12 protein-coding genes are annotated in these 17,451 nt (G+C 50.4%); 10 read left to right on the forward strand and 2 right to left on the reverse strand.

Going from position 1 to position 17,451, the window contains the following annotated elements; genetic code table 11:
- The first annotated feature begins 216 nt into the window (after positions 1 to 216).
- From BS639_RS18010 to araC, 6 genes are all read left to right on the forward strand, one after another.
- Positions 217 to 942, forward strand: a complete 726-nt coding sequence (locus tag BS639_RS18010) for a gluconate 2-dehydrogenase subunit 3 family protein (RefSeq protein WP_055781941.1) — start codon at positions 217 to 219, stop codon at positions 940 to 942.
- A gap of 48 nt (positions 943 to 990) precedes the next feature.
- Complete coding sequence (locus BS639_RS18015; protein ID WP_055781944.1) at positions 991 to 2,760, forward strand: GMC family oxidoreductase; 1,770 nt, start codon at positions 991 to 993, stop codon at positions 2,758 to 2,760.
- A gap of 14 nt (positions 2,761 to 2,774) precedes the next feature.
- Positions 2,775 to 4,028: a c-type cytochrome gene (locus BS639_RS18020; RefSeq protein WP_407690318.1), complete on the forward strand. Its 1,254-nt coding sequence runs from the start codon at positions 2,775 to 2,777 to the stop codon at positions 4,026 to 4,028.
- A 214-nt stretch (positions 4,029 to 4,242) separates the two neighbouring features.
- Entirely contained in the window at positions 4,243 to 5,475 is a 1,233-nt protein-coding gene (locus BS639_RS18025) for an oligosaccharide MFS transporter (protein WP_084983903.1), read from the forward strand.
- Between the two features lie 14 nt (positions 5,476 to 5,489).
- Positions 5,490 to 7,511 (forward strand): beta-galactosidase, encoded by a 2,022-nt coding sequence (locus BS639_RS18030; RefSeq protein ID WP_084983904.1) that lies wholly within the window; start codon positions 5,490 to 5,492, stop codon positions 7,509 to 7,511.
- 38 nt (positions 7,512 to 7,549) lie between these two features.
- Positions 7,550 to 8,425, forward strand: coding sequence for an arabinose operon transcriptional regulator AraC (araC, locus tag BS639_RS18035; RefSeq protein ID WP_055781960.1), 876 nt, complete (start codon positions 7,550 to 7,552; stop codon positions 8,423 to 8,425).
- Positions 8,426 to 8,570: 145 nt separating this feature from the next.
- Here the strand turns inward: araC and BS639_RS18040 are convergent, their stop codons facing one another.
- Together BS639_RS18040 and BS639_RS18045 are read right to left on the reverse strand one after the other, a co-directional pair.
- On the reverse strand, positions 8,571 to 10,976 hold the full coding sequence (locus BS639_RS18040; protein WP_407690319.1) for a glucose/quinate/shikimate family membrane-bound PQQ-dependent dehydrogenase: 2,406 nt from the start codon (positions 10,974 to 10,976) through the stop codon (positions 8,571 to 8,573).
- 514 nt (positions 10,977 to 11,490) lie between these two features.
- Positions 11,491 to 12,303, reverse strand: a complete 813-nt coding sequence (locus BS639_RS18045; RefSeq protein ID WP_084983907.1) for an IclR family transcriptional regulator — start codon at positions 12,301 to 12,303, stop codon at positions 11,491 to 11,493.
- A gap of 273 nt (positions 12,304 to 12,576) precedes the next feature.
- Between BS639_RS18045 and BS639_RS18050 the strand changes: the two genes are divergently transcribed.
- The 4 genes from BS639_RS18050 (at position 12,577) to BS639_RS18065 (ending at position 17,288) form a co-directional block, all read left to right on the forward strand.
- On the forward strand, positions 12,577 to 14,115 hold the full coding sequence (locus BS639_RS18050; protein ID WP_084983909.1) for a sugar ABC transporter ATP-binding protein: 1,539 nt from the start codon (positions 12,577 to 12,579) through the stop codon (positions 14,113 to 14,115).
- A gap of 68 nt (positions 14,116 to 14,183) precedes the next feature.
- Entirely contained in the window at positions 14,184 to 15,275 is a 1,092-nt protein-coding gene (locus BS639_RS18055) for an ABC transporter permease (protein WP_084983911.1), read from the forward strand.
- A gap of 19 nt (positions 15,276 to 15,294) precedes the next feature.
- Positions 15,295 to 16,401 carry an ABC transporter substrate-binding protein gene (locus BS639_RS18060; protein ID WP_055781975.1) on the forward strand — a complete coding sequence of 369 codons (1,107 nt, stop codon included), beginning with the start codon at positions 15,295 to 15,297 and terminating at the stop codon, positions 16,399 to 16,401.
- Between the two features lie 14 nt (positions 16,402 to 16,415).
- The gene (locus BS639_RS18065) at positions 16,416 to 17,288 is read left to right on the forward strand and encodes an SMP-30/gluconolactonase/LRE family protein (RefSeq protein ID WP_084983912.1); all 873 of its coding nucleotides are present in this window, start codon (positions 16,416 to 16,418) and stop codon (positions 17,286 to 17,288) included.
- Positions 17,289 to 17,451 lie beyond the last annotated feature (163 nt).

The following is a 17,451-nucleotide window of genomic DNA, read 5'->3' on the forward strand; positions in this document are numbered from 1 at the left end:
AAAAAAGGCTTACCATTACCGAACAAAATTAACATTAAGACATTGAAAAATAACAACTTAAAATAAACCCACGCGAACAAGAATATGATTTACACACAAACAGCATGGAATTTAATCATTTATTTATCATGTTACAGTGATATTATTATTTTGTACCCAAACAATAATTAAAATTAACCCCCTTCTAACATTTAAGCATGTGAGAGTCGTAATGCTATGCTCCTTCAAAAGAAAACTACCCGTCGTAAGTTTTTACTCGGGTCAATAATGGCTTTACCGGTTAGCGCCATCATGGTTAAAGGATTAACGGCGGCGCAGGCGGCCGAAATGGCGGCACCGGACCTGCTCGAATACAAACCCATCTTTTTTAGTGCACAAGAGTGGCAATTTATTATGTCTGCCGCTGACCGCCTGATCCCAGCGGGCGGTAAAGGGAAAGCACCTGGCGCACTGGAAACCAATGTCCCTGTCTTTATCGATCAGCAAATGCACGGCGAATTTGGCAGCGAAATTTACATGCAGGGGCCGTTCAACGTACATGCGCCCGCAACAATGGGTTTTCAACTGCCCTACCGCCCGCAGGAAATCTACAAAATTGGCATTCGTCTGGTAAACAGCTGGTGTCAGCAGAATCATCAAAAAGCCTTTCATGACCTGTCAGAGAATGACAAAGATGACGTTCTGACCCAGCTTCAGAAAAACGCTATCAGCTTCGCAAGCCTGGGTGAGGAATCTCTGGTGGCCTCACAATTCTTCAGCGAACTGCTCTCTGATACCAAACATGGCTATCTCGCAGACCCGATTTACGGCGGCAACAAAGGCATGAAGGCCTGGATTGCCATCGGATTCCCGGGAGCTCGCGCCAGCTATACGGAGTGGGTAAAGCAGCACAACATCCCCTATCCATTAGGTCCAGTCAGTCTGACCGGCGCGCGCGCCTAAGCAGACTGCCCCCTCTCTCCGTTTTCTGATGATTTGACAGGATTAATGATGGCACACGTAACAAAAGAAGAAGTCGACGTCGTCGTCGTCGGCCTCGGTTGGGCAGGTTCGCTGATGAGTATCGAGCTTGCTATGGCGGGCCTTAAGGTGCGCGCACTCGAGCGCGGTGGTGACCGCGGCTATGAGGAGTTCGCCTACCCTAAGCCAGCCGATGAATACGCCTACGCGGTACGAAATAAAGTCATGGCCACGCCGGCGGAAGCTGCGGTTACCGTACGCTACAACATGAGTGAAACCGCGTTACCCACCCGTAAATGGGGCGCATTTGCGCCAGGCACCGGCGTGGGCGGTTCTGGCCTGCACTGGACGGCAGTACTCATTCGTCCTACTCCGACCGATTTAAAACTCAAAACCTATGCCGACCAGGCATATAAACCCGGTATTTTGCAGGAAGACATGCGCATCATGGACTTCCCGTTCACCTGGGACGAGATTGAACCTTACTACACCAAGTTCGAGCACATTTGCGGTCAGTCGGGCAAAACCGGCAACCTGCGTGGGCAAATTATGGAGGGTGGCGATCCTTTTGAAGGGCCGCGTTCTGAGCCTTACCCCTTGCCTGCGCTAGAAGATACGCTTAACAGCAGCATGTTTGCCGATGTGGCAAAAAAAATGGGTTATCACCCGTTCCCCAACCCTTCGGCCTGCGTTTCTCGCGCCTGGACGAATCCTTACGGCAATCAGATAGCACCTTGTAACTACTGCGGTTATTGCAGCAAATATCCGTGTCTCAACTATTCAAAAGCGTCGCCACAAACAGCCGTGATGGACGCCCTCAAGCGCATGGAAAACTTCTCTTATGAAGTTCATGCCAATGTGCTGAAAGTTGTGCTGCACGACGACAAAAAAACCGCCAAAGGCGTTATCTACATGGACGCACAGGGCAACGAGTGCTTCCAACCGGCAAAAATCGTCGTGTTGAGCAGCTTCCAGTTCTGCAACGTGCGTTTAATGCTGCTGTCGGGTATCGGCAAGCCCTACAACCCTATTACCGAAGAAGGCGTAGTCGGTCGTAACTATGCGTTCCTGAGTAACGGCGGCTCCACGCTGTTCTTCAAAGATAAAAACTTTAATCCGTTCGCCACCGCAGGCGCCACCGGTCAGATGATCAATGACATCTCCCCAGGTAACTACGACGGTCCAGGATTAGGCTTCATCGGCGGAGCAAAAATTCACAGCTCGCAGGCCACCGGCACGCCTATAAGCACCTCATTACCAAAAGGTACGCCCGCCTGGGGAACCGGCTGGAAAGAGGGAATGGAAGAATGGTACGGCCATTCGATGAAAATAAGCATCACCACCACCTGCCAGTCGTATCGCGATATTTATCTCGATTTAGACCCGAACTACAACGACGAATACGGCATGCCACTGCTGCGTATGACCTTTGACTGGAAAGAGAACGAGCTGAAACTGCAACAGTATCTGAAAGGTGTCGTTGGCAATATCACCAAAGAGTTGAATCCAGACAGCTACAGTGAAAGCTTCCTGCCGATGGATGCGCACTTTGACCTAACCAAATACGTGTCGACCCACAACGTCGGCGGCGCGGTAATGGGTGACAACCCGAAAACGTCGGCGCTGAACAAGTATCTGCAAAGCTGGGACGTGCACAACGTATTTGTGCCAGGAGGTAATGCCTTCCCGCAGAACTTCCAGGCAAACCCAACCGACACCATTGGTGCGATCACCCTGATGGCCGCTCAGGCGATTAAAGATCACTATCTTAAGAACCCCGGTCCACTGGTACAGGCATAAGTGACATGAACATGATGAATGTTAAACGTTTTTTTATTGCTAACGTTGTGTTGATGGGCGCAGGTTTTATGGCACATGCGCAGGCCGACAGCGCACAGTTAATTAAACAGGGTGAATACGTTTCACGTCTTGGTGACTGTGCTGCCTGTCATACCATAGCAGGTAAGGCCCCTTTTTCCGGCGGTCTGGCAATAAAGTCAGATTTAGGCACTATTTACTCGACCAATATCACGCCCGATAAAGACCACGGCATTGGTAACTACAGTGAACAGCAGTTTGCCGACGCCGTGCGTAAAGGCGTGTTGCCCGACGGCACGCGGCTTTACCCGGCTATGCCTTATCCTGATTATGCAAAAATCAATGATGAAGACATGCATGCGCTGTATACCTATTTTATGCAGGGCGTAAAACCGAGTGCTGAAATACCGCCGAAAACGGACTTGAGCTTTCCGTTCAGCCAGCGCTGGGGCATGCGATTCTGGAACTGGGCCTTCACCTCCGACAAACCTTTCCAACCTATTGGTGGCGCATCGGCTGAGGTAAACCGTGGCGCTTATCTGGTTGAAGGGTTGGGTCACTGCGGCAGTTGTCATACGCCGCGCGGCTTGGGAATGAATGAAAAAGCGCTCGACAGCAGCGACGCGAAGTTCTTGTCTGGCGGCAGTCTCAACGGCTGGGACGTACCGTCACTGCGCGGTGTGGCTCACTGGAATGAACAGGAAATCGTTAATTATCTTGGTAAAGGTCGTAACGACAAAGCGGCAGTGGGCGGTGAAATGACCTCGGTGGTCGAAAACAGCACCGCCTATATGACCGATGATGACCTGAAAGCCATTGCGGCCTACATGAAGTTTTTGGGCGGTAATCCACCGCTGCCAGTAGAAGATAATCAGGCGGCCAGCGCCACTGAAGCAAAATTGACGGTGGCGAAAAACCTCAGCGTAGGCGAGCGGCTGTATCTCGACAACTGCGGCGCATGCCACTTTGTGACAGGTAAGGGCGCGCCGGGCGTGTTCCCGCAGCTGGATCAAGCCACCGTGGTCAATGCGCAAAACCCCACGGGATTAATCCATACTATTCTCGCCGGAGCCCAACAGCCTTCCACTGCACGCGCGCCTTCTACGCTAGCAATGCCCGGCTTTGCGGGCCGCTTGTCTGACGACGAAGTGGCGCAGCTTTCGACCTTTATTCGTCAAGGCTGGAGCAACAAGGCGTCAGCAGTCACGGCGGATGACGTAGATAAGGTGAGGAAAACGCTGGCACATTAGCGAATGCATGGATTGCCAACCGTCGCGTTATCAGTGCCTAACGGCGCCCTTAATCGGGCGCCGTTTTTTTTACCTTATTGCCAGCGTGAGTTGGCTCACAAAGCAGTAAGGTGCAGCAGATTTTTCTATGTTGACAGCGTCTCTTTACCGCTTTATTCACGCCTTTAGCGATAAGTTAATTCGATATCCTACAAGGGCGGTAAAGAGGTTAATCATGCTGAAACTCGATAATAATTATCTCATGTGTTGCCTGTTCTTCTTATTTTTCTTTATCGGATGGGGAAGTTGTTACCCTTATCTTTCATTATGGCTGACCGATACTATCGGCATTGATTATGCTGACGTCGGTCTTGTTTACTCGTTTACTGCCATCGTTTCCGTCTGTGTACAGCCCGCCTTTGGCTTTATTGCCGACAAACTTGTTTTTAGAAAAAACCTGATGTGGATGCTGGCCATTATTATCACCCTGTTTGCTCCTTATTGGATTTGGGTATTTGCTCCACTATTAAAATATAACGTTATTGTCGGGGCACTGGCCGGGGGTATTTATATCGGTTTTGCTTTTGGTGCTGGCTGCGGAGTTTGCGAAGCTTATATCGATAAAGTCAGCCGCATGACTGGATTTGAATTTGGTAAAGCGCGAATGTTTGGCGGTATCGGTGCGGCTATCGCCACGTTCATGGCCGGTATACTTTATGGAATTGATCAGAACTATATTTTCTGGATGGCAAGTGCGGCGGGCGTTCTCCTGTTATTTATTGTCTGGAAAACTAACCCACGCATTTCGTTAAAAGACGCGGCAGAGGGCACAAAACGCACCCCTATCACGCTTGAAGACGTGCGTAATCTAATGAAAATGCGCAAGTTTTGGTTCTTTGCACTGTATATGATTGGCGTGGGTGCTGTGTATGAAACCTACGATCAGCAGTTTGCGATTTACTACAGCCACTTCTTTTCCAGCAAAGCGCGCGGCGCCGAAGTCTTTGGGTATCTCTATACCGCACAAATTTTTCTCGATGCCGTAGTGATGTTTTTCTCACCGTGGTTTGTAAACAAAATCGGCCCTAAAAACGCACTTATCTACTGCGGTCTGATTATGAGCCTAAGGATAATTGGGTCAGCCTACGCCGTCGGCCCTATCTCAATCAGCGCCGTTAAAATGCTGCACGGTTTTGAAAGCTCAGTATTTCTGGTGGCAGGTCTTAAATACATTGCCAAAAACTTTAACCCGTGGCTTTCGGCAACAGTGTATTTAATTGGTTTCCAGTTTTCAAAACGCTTTAGCGAAATATTCCTCTCCAGCGGTATTGGCCATATGTACAAAACCTATGGTTTTGCAGACAGCTACCTAGTGTTAGGACTTATTGCCTTATCATTTACGCTTATCTCTTATTTCACCTTGGATAAAACACGCGCTTTTATTCAGCAAAAGACAGTAACTGAATAATATCAGGAGGCAGTATGTCAACAATTTATTATGGTGTGGCCTATTACGATGAATATATGCCACAGGAGCGGCTGGCAGCAGATATTGCCATGATGAAGGAGGCGGGCATTAATATCGTTCGCATTGCGGAATCAACCTGGAGCACGCTGGAGCCGCAGGAAGGGGAATACAACTTTTATCATATCGACCGGGTACTCAACGCGATGCATGAGGCCGGGATTGCGGTCATCATCGGCACCCCAACCTACGCCATTCCTTCATGGCTGGCGCGAAAACATCCAGAGGTGATGGTCACCAGTGTTAAAGGACAGGAAAAATACGGCCGCCGTCAGATTATGGATATCGTTAGCCCGACGTTTCTACGCTATGCAGAAAACATTATTCGAGTTCTGCTTGAACACGTCCACACTCATCCGGCGATTGTCGGTTATCAGCTAGATAATGAAACCAAGCACTACGACAATGTCGGCCCGGTGATGCAGCAAAAATTCGTTGAGACCTTGCGACAGCGCTATCCCAGCCTAGAACAGATGAACAAAGACTTTGGTCTGGATTACTGGAGTAACAGAATTGATAGCTGGGAAGATTTCCCTCCCGCGGCGTCAACGATCAACGCCAGCCTGGGTTGCGCATTTTCGACCTTTCAGCGTCAAACAGTGACCGATTATTTGGCCTGGCAAAGCCGTATCGTCAGCGAATACTCTCGCCCCGACCAATTCATTACCCACAACTTTGATTTTGAATGGCGCGGCTACTCCTACGGCGTTCAACCGCGGGTCAACCACTTTGCCGCCGCCAAGGCGTTGACCGTTGCCGGTGTCGATATTTATCACCCATCGCAGGCGCAGTTGACCGGCCGTGAAATATCCTTCGGCGGCGATATCACCCGCGCGCTAAAACAGGGGGCTGGATACTTGGTACTTGAAACCGAAGCGCAGGGATTTGCACAGTGGACCCCCTTCCCCGGCCAGCTTCGCCTGCAGGCTTTTAGCCATATTGCAAGCGGTGCAAAAATGGTCTCGTACTGGCACTGGCACTCTATCCACAACTCTTTCGAAACTTATTGGAAAGGATTACTTAGCCACGACTTCTCGCCTAATCCAACCTACCTGGAAGCCAAAACTATTGGTGCTGATCTGGCGCGTTTATCGGCTGAGCTTGACGGCCTCAAAATTGAAAATGACGTCGCTATCCTCATAAGCAATGAGGCAATGGACGCTGTAAACTGGTTTAAACCCGGGGACGCACAAAGCAACGTTTACAACGATGTCTTCCGCCGGTTTTACGATGCCCTTTACGACAACAATATCTCCGTCGATATTATCAACGACGTCGATGCAGGCTGCTCGCGTTATCGCGTCATTGTGGTTCCCGCGCTCTATGCCGCCGATGACGCGTTGCTAAAACGCATTAATCACTATGTGGAATCTGGGGGTCAGGTTCTTATTGGTTTCAAAAGCGGTTTTAGTGACGAAAATGTCAAAGTTAGGACCTGCCGACAGCCGGGCATTCTCAGTGAATGCTGCCGAGTCACCTACAGTCAGTTTGTACTGCCGCAGGATACGGGTCTGAACAGCCATTGTCCTGAATTGGTGATAACCACCGAGGACTGCGCCGAATTATGGATGGAGTTATTAACCCCGGATGAGTCGGAGCAGGTGCAGGTGCTGGCTTCTTATCAGCATCCCGTTTGGGAAAAATATGCAGCGATAACCGAATCCCGATACGGAAAGGGATCGGCTATTTATATGGGCTGCCTGAGCAGTAAAAAGGTCATTTCACAGCTGGTGTTACGCTTGGCCGACAAAAAAACCCTAGCATCCTGTAACAGTGCTCACAGTTTCCCAGTGATTGTTAAAAAGGCTGTAGGTAAAAAGGGCAAAAGGCTGACATTCTATTTTAACTATTCGTCCGATATCCAACAGATACAACAACCCGAAGGTGCCGTTTGCCTGTTGGGTGATAGCGATGCCCTTTCTTCTCATCGCGGGGAAATAGAGCCTTGGGGACTGCGCGTTTACCAATCAGACGTTTAGTACTCAATCCTTAAACTAACCGGTGCGCGAACAAAAAGATGGAATTGAATCAGCAAGAAAGAGTGAGCTATTCACCCCTAATGAAAAGTTTTACCTTCAATGCCTACCTGGTTGCCGGTTATACCCCGATATCACGCGCCAGCCAGCTCGATTTTTATATCAATCGACCTGGCGGCATGAAAGGCTATATTTTGCATATGACGCTGCGTGGAGAGGGGCGTATTAAAGCGGGTAATAGATATATTGCCAGCCGCATTAACGACCTTTTCCTTTTCCCGCCAGGCGTTGCACATCACTATGGTCGAGCAGAGAACAGCGATCACTGGGATCACCTGTGGATCTATTTCCATCCGCGTCCCTATTGGCTCGACTGGCTACGTTGGGACAGGCAAGAGGATAATATTGGCATTACCAGCCTCAACGATCCGGCTTTATCTGCACACATTCAGGACAGCTTTTGGGAGGTTATTCAGCAGAATGCCAGTAATGATTTACTGAGTGAAGCATTGGCAATGAACGCGCTTGAACGGCTTATTATATCAAGTTTCAAACTACAGCCAGTATCCAATCATCAAAACCTTGATCCACGGATAAGCACCCTCTGTCATTACATCACCGAGCATATTGTTGAGGATCTGACCATTGAGCACCTGGCTGAACAGGTATTTTTATCGCCTTCGCGCTTGGCCCATTTGTTCAAAGACGAGATGCATCAGACAATCTTTTCTTGGCGTGAAAAGCAGCGCGTCAACCGCGCCAGAAACCTGCTGCAGTCAACGCATCTCACTATTGGGCAAGTCTCGCAGGCGGTCGGTTACGAGGATCCGCTCTATTTTTCTCGTATCTTTAAACACCACATTGGCGTCAGCCCGCGGCAGTATAAAAAGCGTTACGAGCAGATGATCTCTATCTGATGCCACCGGGTAAAACGACTGAAATTTAAGACATTAATTGATTGATTTTATTTTTTATTATCTAAAATAAGGTTGCAGATTTTTCCATAAAAAAAGCCCCCACAGTTTCCTGTAGGGGCTTTGTTCATTTTAACGGGCCTACGCCTTATTTGTTATCCAGCGCATAGGCAATAACGTAGTCACCACGGTCTGGTGACTGACGTGCGCCACCTGCTGAGATGAGAATATATTGTTTACCGGTCGTCGGTGAAACGTAGCTCATTGGCGTACCGCCACTGCCCACCGGCAGGCGCGCTTTCCAAACTTCCTTGCCACTCGAGGCATCGAATGCGCGCAGATAGTAATCCTGCGTACCAGCAATAAACACCAGTCCACCTTGTGTAGCCAAAGTGCCGCCCAGTGTTGGCATACCTACCGGCATCTGTACCCGCATTTTGATACCAAACGGACCCGTGTCTTGCACGGTACCGGCCGGAACCTGCCAGACAACTTTCTGCGTTTTCAGGTCAATCGCCGACAGCGTACCAAACGGTGGCTTCTGACACGGAATACCCAGCGGAGACATAAAGCGGTCTTTGTTAACCCCATAAGGCGTGCCTTTCAGCGGCACAGCCCCCATTCCGGTGTTAACAGACTCACCGCCGTTGCTGGCAGCAATAGCATTGTTGTTCTGCTTGATCATCTGTACCCACAGGCCCAGACGCATGTCGTTCACAAAGATGTAATGATTATTCGGGTCAATAGACATACTGCCCCAGTTCATTCCACCCAGTGACCCCGGGAAGCTCAGAGACTTGTCGGTATCAGGCGCAGTGAACAGACCATCGTAACGCATTGATTTAAAGCTAATACGGCACATCAACTGGTCGAACGGTGTCGCGCCCCACATGTCAGATTCTGACAATTTAGCATTGCCGATTGAAGGCATGCCCACCGAGAACGGCTGAGTTTTAGAATACTGCTCGTTAGGGATGTTACGCGTCTTGACCGGCAGCTCTTTAACCTCTGTTAAAGGCTGGCCAGTAAGCCGGTCGAGCACAAAGATCTGCCCGGTTTTCGCGCCAATAACCACCGCAGGTTTCGTGGTGCCATCTTTCATCGGGAAGTCGATCAGACTCGGCTGCATCGGCAGGTCGAAGTCCCACAGGTCGTTATGAACGGTCTGATATACCCACTTCTCCTTACCCGTGGTGGCATCAACAGCCAAAACCGAGGCGCCATATTTGTGGTCAAGCGCGTTACGGTTTGCCCCCCACAGGTCAACGGACGAGCTGCCCATTGGCATAAACACGGTGTTCATCGCTGGGTCATAAGACATCGGCGCCCATGAGTTAGGCGTGCTTCGAACATAGGTCTGACCGGGCTGCAATTTAGCATTAGGATCAGCATTACCCGGGTCAAACGCCCAGCGCATTTGGCCGGTTATCACGTCAAAACCGCGGATCACGCCGCCAGGCATATCGGTTTGTACGTTATCTGCGACGCGACCGCCCACCACCACAGTGGTCCCCGCCAGCGTTGGTGCAGAAGTCAGCTGATATTTAGGATCGCTGGCTTCGCCCAATCCAGCCTTCAGATCGACGGTCCCGTTGTGACCAAAATCTGCACAAAATTCGCCGTTATCGGCGTTAATGGCAATCAGGCGAGCATCGATGGTGTTCATCAAAATACGACGCTGGCAGGTGTCGCCAGCGGCCAAAGAAACAGGCGCAGCAGGCGTAGATCCCGGAACAGTCGGCTGAGGAACAGGTTTAGTGGCATCGAAATAAGCCAGACCGCGGCAGCGGTTCCAAACCTGAGCCTGTGCGTTAACTTCATTCTTCCAGATTTGTTTACCGGTATTGGCATCAACCGCAATCACATTATTGTGCGGAGTACACAGGAATACTTTATCGCCGATTTGCAACGGAGTTTGCTGATCTTCAGCACCGTTCCCGCCAGGGCTGATTGGCGTATCGCCGGTGCGGTAGGTCCAAGCAACTTTCAAATCTTTAACGTTATTGCGGTTAATTTGGTCCAACGCCACGAAGCGGTCACCGCCGGGGGTATTGCCGTAGTTGTCCCAATTTTTTTGCTCTTTTGCTTTATCAACCGGCACTAAAGGCAACTCGTTACCTTTAAAAGCAACGGTGGGATGCGGTTGGAACATTTGTACCAGAGCAGCCACCATGCCTACTGCCAGCACGGCGGTGAAGAGATAGGAAAGTTTGGCAAAACATCTTTTGCCTTCTCTTCTACGCAGGGTCGGCCAAGTCACGAAACCCAGCAGCATAAATCCGGTCGGCACCATCAGGCGAGAGACGAGGGGCCAAAAATCCCAACCCGCATCAAAGAAGGACCAGATTAGCGTTCCTAAGAACACAAGAATAAATAGAACAACGGCGGAGGATTTTGCACGGAAGTATTGGATAGCAGAAAGCACCATCACGATACCGGCAATCAAGAAGTACCCACTGCCGCCGAGTGAAACTAATTTTCCACCTTCAATGGCAAAGAACAAACCACTAACGGTAAGAATAAACCCTAAAATACAGCACCATAGCCTGAGCATGGGACTCGACTGGGTAGGTAATCCAGACATACAGGCACTCTCCGAAATTATGAATTTTGATGATTATTACAAAGTGTAATAGTTACTTCTGTCTTCTCAAGCGTGACTAAATAATGAATTTTGAGTCAAAAAGTGAGCGCAGTATTGTACCACCTGATTCGTTACAGTGTTAATGCTATAACTCTTTTCAACCAATTTATTAACAAATCCGTACAAGAATGTCATGAAAAAACCCGTTATTCATGGAGTTATGAACATAAAAATAGAAGAAGAAATGTGAAAGGTGTAACGAATAGACCGTTCCATTAACTGGTTATTCTGTAACACACCTATAAATTCGGGGAGGAAAAACCGTTTAAATAGATAATTTAAGTGCAATAAATCCAATAATGAAGGGTATAAGAAACAAAATATTAATCAAATGAACCATTGAATCCAACGGTACATTTGTAGCACATCAAAAAACTTTTCCACCTCACGCGTTCAAAACGTCAACTGTCGCTAGAGGCAATGTTTAGGAAACAAACCCAATCTCCTGCGAGATGCGACGCGCAATATCCTGAACCGCCTCAATCAGCGCTTTTGACCCCACGTGCTTAAGCTTGGCGGTGGGCAGAGAAACGGACACGCTGTATTTAACCTTCTGATGAATATCAAAAATAGGTGCTGCCACGCAGGATACACCCAGCTCATTTTCCTCTCGGTCCATCGCCAGCGTTAACCGGCGGATATCTTCCAGCTCCTCGCGCATTTTCGGCAATTCGGTGATGGTATTGCGCGTGAAGGTTTGGATTTCATCTGCGTGGTTTTGCCAATAATCGACCGCAAACTCGCTCTTCTCATAGGCCATGAAGATTTTCCCCATCGCCGAGCAATACATCGGCATATGCTGACCAATATAGGCGCGAGTGCGCATCATGCCCGTGGTCGGTTCAAGCTTATAAATCAGCAAAACATGATCGTCTTCACGGGTCGAAAAATTCACCGTTTCACCGGTGATCAGATTTAACTGCTCAAGATGCGGAGCCGCCACGTGAATAATATTGAGTGACGACAGGGCTTTTTGACCGATTGAAATCAGCTTAGTCGTCAACCGATAGCTGCCCGGCGACGGCGCGGGCGTCACATAGCCGCTGGCATGCAGCCCTTGCAGCAGTCGATGAACCGTACTCTTGTTCATTTCGGCCAATTCAGCCAGGTGCGCCAGCGGGCAACCATTGGGGAAATTACCCAAGATCTCGATCAGTTGAAGGCCTCTAAACAAACTCTGGCTGCCTAAAGGTTTCTCTTTTTTATTTTTTTCGTCTTCAAACGTGGTGAGATTCATTCCGCGTTTCCTCAGGATCCAAAAACCAAGACTATCACCCTTTTCGCACTGGGATGAAAGTGTGTTACCGGTCACATTTAAGCAACATAATAATTAAGATTATGATTTATAACACAAATAAAATCACCCACATCTTTGATTATTCCGCACAAACCGCATAGTATTTTTGAAATCAGGTTTCGCATATTGAAATATTCAGTGTGATAGTAGACCAGACGTTCAGCACTTTCCATTATGCCGGTAAACCAGCATGGCGTTCATAAGGGCGTAAAGATGCAAAACGACAATTATCCAGGCAACGATCGGCCCATTCTCTCTCTCAACCATATCGTCAAACGCTTCGGTGGCAACGTCGCGGTGAATGACGTCAGTTTACAGGTCCTGCCCGGTGAGGTATTGGCCCTGCTTGGTGAAAATGGAGCAGGCAAGTCAACGCTGATAAAAGTGCTGGCGGGGGTTTATCAGCGCGACGGCGGTGAGATTTTATTTCAAGGTAATAGCATCACTTCAGCGGCAGAGCTTAAAAGTGGTTCAAAGCAGCCAATCGCCTTCATCCATCAGGATCTCGGCCTAATTGAGTGGATGACCGTTGCCGAAAATATGGCGTTGGTGATGGGTTTCCCACGCCGAATGGGGCTGATTAACTGGAAAGCGATTCGTCAGTGTGCTCTGGATGCGTTAAAAGATGTCGGTATTGCGCTCGATCCGGACGCACGCGTTTTCGAACTTTCTCGCACCGAAAAGTCACTGCTGGCCATTGCTCGCGCGGTGGCGGTGAACGCTGAACTCCTGGTGTTGGATGAACCGACAGCCTCGTTGCCCGCCAATGACGTACGACACCTCTTTGCCGTGATTAACCGCCTGCGCGCCAAAAAAGTTGGCATGATTTATGTCACACATCGCCTGGACGAAGTCATAGAGATTGCCGACAGCGTCTGCGTCATGCGCGACGGGCGCTACGTTGCCGGCGGTAAAACCTCTGACTATTCCCTGCGTGATTTAGTGCACATGATCGTTGGCGAAAGTGTCGACGACGACCAGCGTGAGCCGTTGCCCGTTAACAAACCTGCGGTTTTAGAATTAAAAGACGTGTCCGTTGGCGAAATTGGCCCGGTCTCATTTTCGCTTCAGCCGGGTGAAATGATGGCACTGGCCGGACTGCGCGGGGCTGGACAGGAAGAAATTGGCCGACTGCTTTTCGGGCTGCGCGAAAAAAATTCCGGCAGCATTGTCTTCCGTGATAAATCCTACGACGTCACGACCCCGGCCCAGGCAATCGACAGAGGCGTTTCACTGGTAGCAGGTGACCGTACCGGGGAAAGCCTGGTGATGACCATGAGCGTAAGAGAGAATCTGTTTCTTAATCCTTGCACCGCGGGGCACAAACTGTTCTCGCGCTACAGCAATCGCGAGGAAACGGGCGCGAGTTGGTGGAAAGTACAGCTGTTCGATATCCGCCCGAAAGACGTTAACACTACCGTTAGCGCACTTTCCGGCGGCAATCAGCAAAAAGTGGTCATGGCGCGCTGGATGAATCTCAATGCGCCGCTGTTGATCCTCGAAGACCCCACCGCCGGCGTTGACGTTGGCGCACGTGCCGAGATTTATCACCTGTTAAACAAATCACTGGCAGAAGGCGTTGCCGTGCTGGTGATTTCAACGGATTTCGAAGAGATAGCGCACATCTGTAACCGTGCTCTGGTCTTCAACCGTGGCAAAGTCGTGGGCGAACTCAAAAATGAGCGCGTCTCGTTTGCCAATCTTTTGGAGTTGGCCTCTGCCAGCACCGGGGAAGCCGTTCCAACATCCTGATCGAACCTTTCACTCTACTGATTCTGTCTGGCTAAGCGTTTAATAAGAACTATGAGGCGTAAAATGTCATGTCAAAAACATCTGTAAAATCAACCGCATTAGAACAGCGCGTTAGCCTTCGTCAGCACGGTGGTGGCCCGTGGAGCATGCAAATTCTCACCCGCTACGGCCTGCTGCTGCTGTGCATCGCGCTGGTGATTTTCTTCTCGCTGGCAACCCCTTCGTTTGCCTCAATGCTCACGCTACAGGCCATACTCTCCAGTAAATCGAAAATCGCCCTGCTGGCGCTGGCGGCCACTATTCCGATGATTGTCGGTAAAATTGACCTCAACGTTGGTTTCGGCATCGTGCTTTGGCATATTTTAGCCATCACCCTACAGGTGCAATATGGCTTCTCGTGGGAGTTTGCGGTGATTGCCGTGCTGGTGCTTTCCGCACTTTATGGTCTGCTTAACGGCATTTTGGTCGCGCTGGCCGACATCGACAGTTTTGTTGCTACGCTGGGTTCTGGCACCGTGCTGTACGCCATTGCCCTGTGGCACTCCGGCGGTCGCCAGATTGTGGGCGATTTGCCTGATGCTTTTACCGCCATTCATCATACTGAAATTGCAGGCATTCCCATCGTTGCCTTCTATGTGCTGCTGGTCGCGGTGGTGCTGTGGCTTATCACCGAACATACCCCGCTTGGCCGCTGCATGTATGCCGTTGGGGGCAATCCGGCGGCAGCAAGGCTAAATGGGATTTCCGTTAATCGCTACACCATCGGCGCATTTATTGCCTCCAGTGTGTTGACCGGTTTCAGCGGCGTACTGATCGCCTCCGAACAGGGCGTGGGTCAGGCAAGCGTTGGCATGGACTACTTATTACCGGCGTTGGTCGGCGCATTTTTAGGCAGCACGACCATAAGACCGGGCCGCGTCAACGTCTGGGGCACCGTCGTGGGCATCTCGGTGCTGGCGATCGGCATTGCCGGTATTCAGCAGTTTGGCGGCGACTTCTGGGTCGAACCGCTGTTTAACGGTGTTACTCTGCTGCTGTCGATAACCCTAGCGGGCTATGCACAACGCCGCCGTTTACTGAACCAAAAGGCGGTGCAACGCAGTCAGGCCGTCTTAAAAAAAGAGTCATCCCCTACCCCTGAAACCGATTTGCGGCCCTAAGTCACACTGGAGAACAATAATGAAATCAAAAAACCTCTTAGTCGGAATTGTATTAAGCAGCGCCCTATTCAGTTCCACTGCCGCGTGGGCCGATGCCTATTTGGATCAGGCAAAACTGGCGGTAGAGAAAGCCACTGCACCGGTCACCCAATGGGATGGCCCCACCACCGGTCCGAAACTTGTGGCCGGAAAACGCATTATCTTTATTGCCTCGGATATGAAAAACGGCGGCGTTCAAGGCGTGCAGCAGGGCCTGAGCGAGGCAGCGGCGGCGGCGGGATGGAAGCTTGAAACCCTCGACGGCGGCGGCTCCATCAAAGATCAGCTTTCGTCTTTGAATCAAGCGATTGCGCAAAAGCCCGACGGTATCGTGATTGGCGGCTGGAATCCCAACGTGGCTAAAATCCCCCTGAAAAAAGCCATTAGCGAAGGCATTACGCTGGTTGCCTGGCACGCGGTGCCCGAGCCTGGCCCGATCCCGAAATACAACGTTTTCTATAACGTGACCTCAGACTCCACCCAGGTGTCGGAAATTGCCGCGCAGTACGCCGTTGTCAAATCAAACGGTCAGGCAAAAGTGCTGATCTTTACCGATTCTCTGTACCAAATCGCGTTGGATAAGGCCAATGTAATGAAGAAGGAAATAGAAAAATGCAGCGGATGCCAGGTGCTCGAATTTATTGATACGCCGCTGGCCGATACCGCCAACCGCATGCCGTCAATGACCTTTAGCCTGCTGCAAAAATACGGCGATAAATTCCAGTACGCACTGGCGATCAACGATTTGTACTTTGATTTTATGGCCCCGTCGCTGAAAACCGCAGGCAAAGGCGGCGATAAGGCCCCGTTCAACATTTCTGCCGGGGATGGCTCAATCTCTGCCTACCAGCGCATTCGCTCCGGTGACAGCCAGTCGGCGACGGTGCCTGAACCGCTAAAACTGCACGGCTGGCAACTGCTCGATGAGCTGAACCGCGCCTTTGCTAAACAGCCGCCTTCTGGCTACGTGACGCCCGCGCATTTGGTCACTCGCGACAATATCGGCAGTGACGGCGGTAAAAATAATATGTTTGACCCACAAAACGATTATCAGGGTCATTACAAAGCTATCTGGGGCGTGAAGTAGCACGGGAGAAAGTCATGTCCGAAGTCAATAAACCGGCGTTCGCGCCGGGTAATTCCCTTGAAAAGCTTTGCTCACCGGCCATTTGGGCAGAAGGTCCCGTGTGGCTGCCGCATAAAAATGCGCTGGTATTCAGCGATGTAAAAGGCAACCGGATGTTCCGCTGGTCAGCGTCCGAGGGCGTCAGTCTGTTTCGCGCATCATCCAACTTTGCCAACGGCAATGCGTTGGATACTGAAGGCAGAATTGTCAGCTGCGAGCACGGCAGGCGCGGCATCAGCCGAACGGAACACGACGGCGAAGTCACGCTGCTGGTTGAGCGAGTTGACGGCAAACGCTTCAATTCGCCCAACGATGTCGTGGTACGTTCAGACGGCACCCTTTGGTTTACCGACCCTCCCTACGGCATCATCAATGACGAAGAGGGGTACAAATCCGAGAGTCAGGTGATCGGCTGCTACGTTTACTGCTTTGACCCACGGGACGGGACATTGAGCATCGCCACCAGCGACGTACAGCGCCCCAACGGTCTGGCCTTTTCACCGGACGAAAGCCTGCTTTACGTCGCCGATATGTCCATTGTTGATTTCCCCACGCTGGGACGCCGAGAACTGAGAGTGTTTCCGGTGGAGGGAAATAAACTGGGTGCCGGTAAATTTTTTGCGCAAGTTTCCCCCGGCATACCCGACGGATTTTGTATCGATAGCCACGGCAATATATTTTGCAGCTGCGAAGACGGGGTGATTATTTTCGACCCACAGGGCAATCAAACGGGAAAAATCCCCGTTCCTGAACGCGTGTCTAACTGCACGTTGGGCGGTGCAGAGGGCAATGAGCTTTACATCACCGCCACCACTTCCCTTTATCGCATCCGCTTAGCCTCTGCATAACCCACTCGGTGGGCAACCCAAGCTCACCGAGTCCCTTATTTATACCGAAGCCATCACTTCACAAAAAACAAATAAAAAGTAAACTTACAGCTTAACATCTTCGTTCGAAAGACTCCTCTGTCCTTGATTTACCAGCCTGTAAACCACACGCCTACCCGCAGGA

Source organism: Rouxiella silvae, from assembly GCF_002093625.1.
Taxonomy (GTDB): domain Bacteria; phylum Pseudomonadota; class Gammaproteobacteria; order Enterobacterales; family Enterobacteriaceae; genus Rouxiella; species Rouxiella silvae.

What these genes read in the sequence shown, in the direction of transcription:
- BS639_RS18010 (WP_055781941.1), top strand. Translation starts at nt 217, where the DNA reads ATGCTCCTTCAAAAGAAAACTACCCGTCGTAAGTTTTTACTCGGGTCA.
- BS639_RS18045 (WP_084983907.1), bottom strand. Translation starts at nt 12,303, where the DNA reads ATGAATCTCACCACGTTTGAAGACGAAAAAAATAAAAAAGAGAAACCT.
- BS639_RS18065 (WP_084983912.1), top strand. Translation starts at nt 16,416, where the DNA reads ATGTCCGAAGTCAATAAACCGGCGTTCGCGCCGGGTAATTCCCTTGAA.
- BS639_RS18040 (WP_407690319.1), bottom strand. Translation starts at nt 10,976, where the DNA reads ATGCTCAGGCTATGGTGCTGTATTTTAGGGTTTATTCTTACCGTTAGT.
- BS639_RS18030 (WP_084983904.1), top strand. Translation starts at nt 5,490, where the DNA reads ATGTCAACAATTTATTATGGTGTGGCCTATTACGATGAATATATGCCA.
- araC (WP_055781960.1), top strand. Translation starts at nt 7,550, where the DNA reads ATGGAATTGAATCAGCAAGAAAGAGTGAGCTATTCACCCCTAATGAAA.
- BS639_RS18025 (WP_084983903.1), top strand. Translation starts at nt 4,243, where the DNA reads ATGCTGAAACTCGATAATAATTATCTCATGTGTTGCCTGTTCTTCTTA.
- BS639_RS18050 (WP_084983909.1), top strand. Translation starts at nt 12,577, where the DNA reads ATGCAAAACGACAATTATCCAGGCAACGATCGGCCCATTCTCTCTCTC.
- BS639_RS18055 (WP_084983911.1), top strand. Translation starts at nt 14,184, where the DNA reads ATGTCAAAAACATCTGTAAAATCAACCGCATTAGAACAGCGCGTTAGC.
- BS639_RS18060 (WP_055781975.1), top strand. Translation starts at nt 15,295, where the DNA reads ATGAAATCAAAAAACCTCTTAGTCGGAATTGTATTAAGCAGCGCCCTA.
- BS639_RS18020 (WP_407690318.1), top strand. Translation starts at nt 2,775, where the DNA reads ATGAATGTTAAACGTTTTTTTATTGCTAACGTTGTGTTGATGGGCGCA.
- BS639_RS18015 (WP_055781944.1), top strand. Translation starts at nt 991, where the DNA reads ATGGCACACGTAACAAAAGAAGAAGTCGACGTCGTCGTCGTCGGCCTC.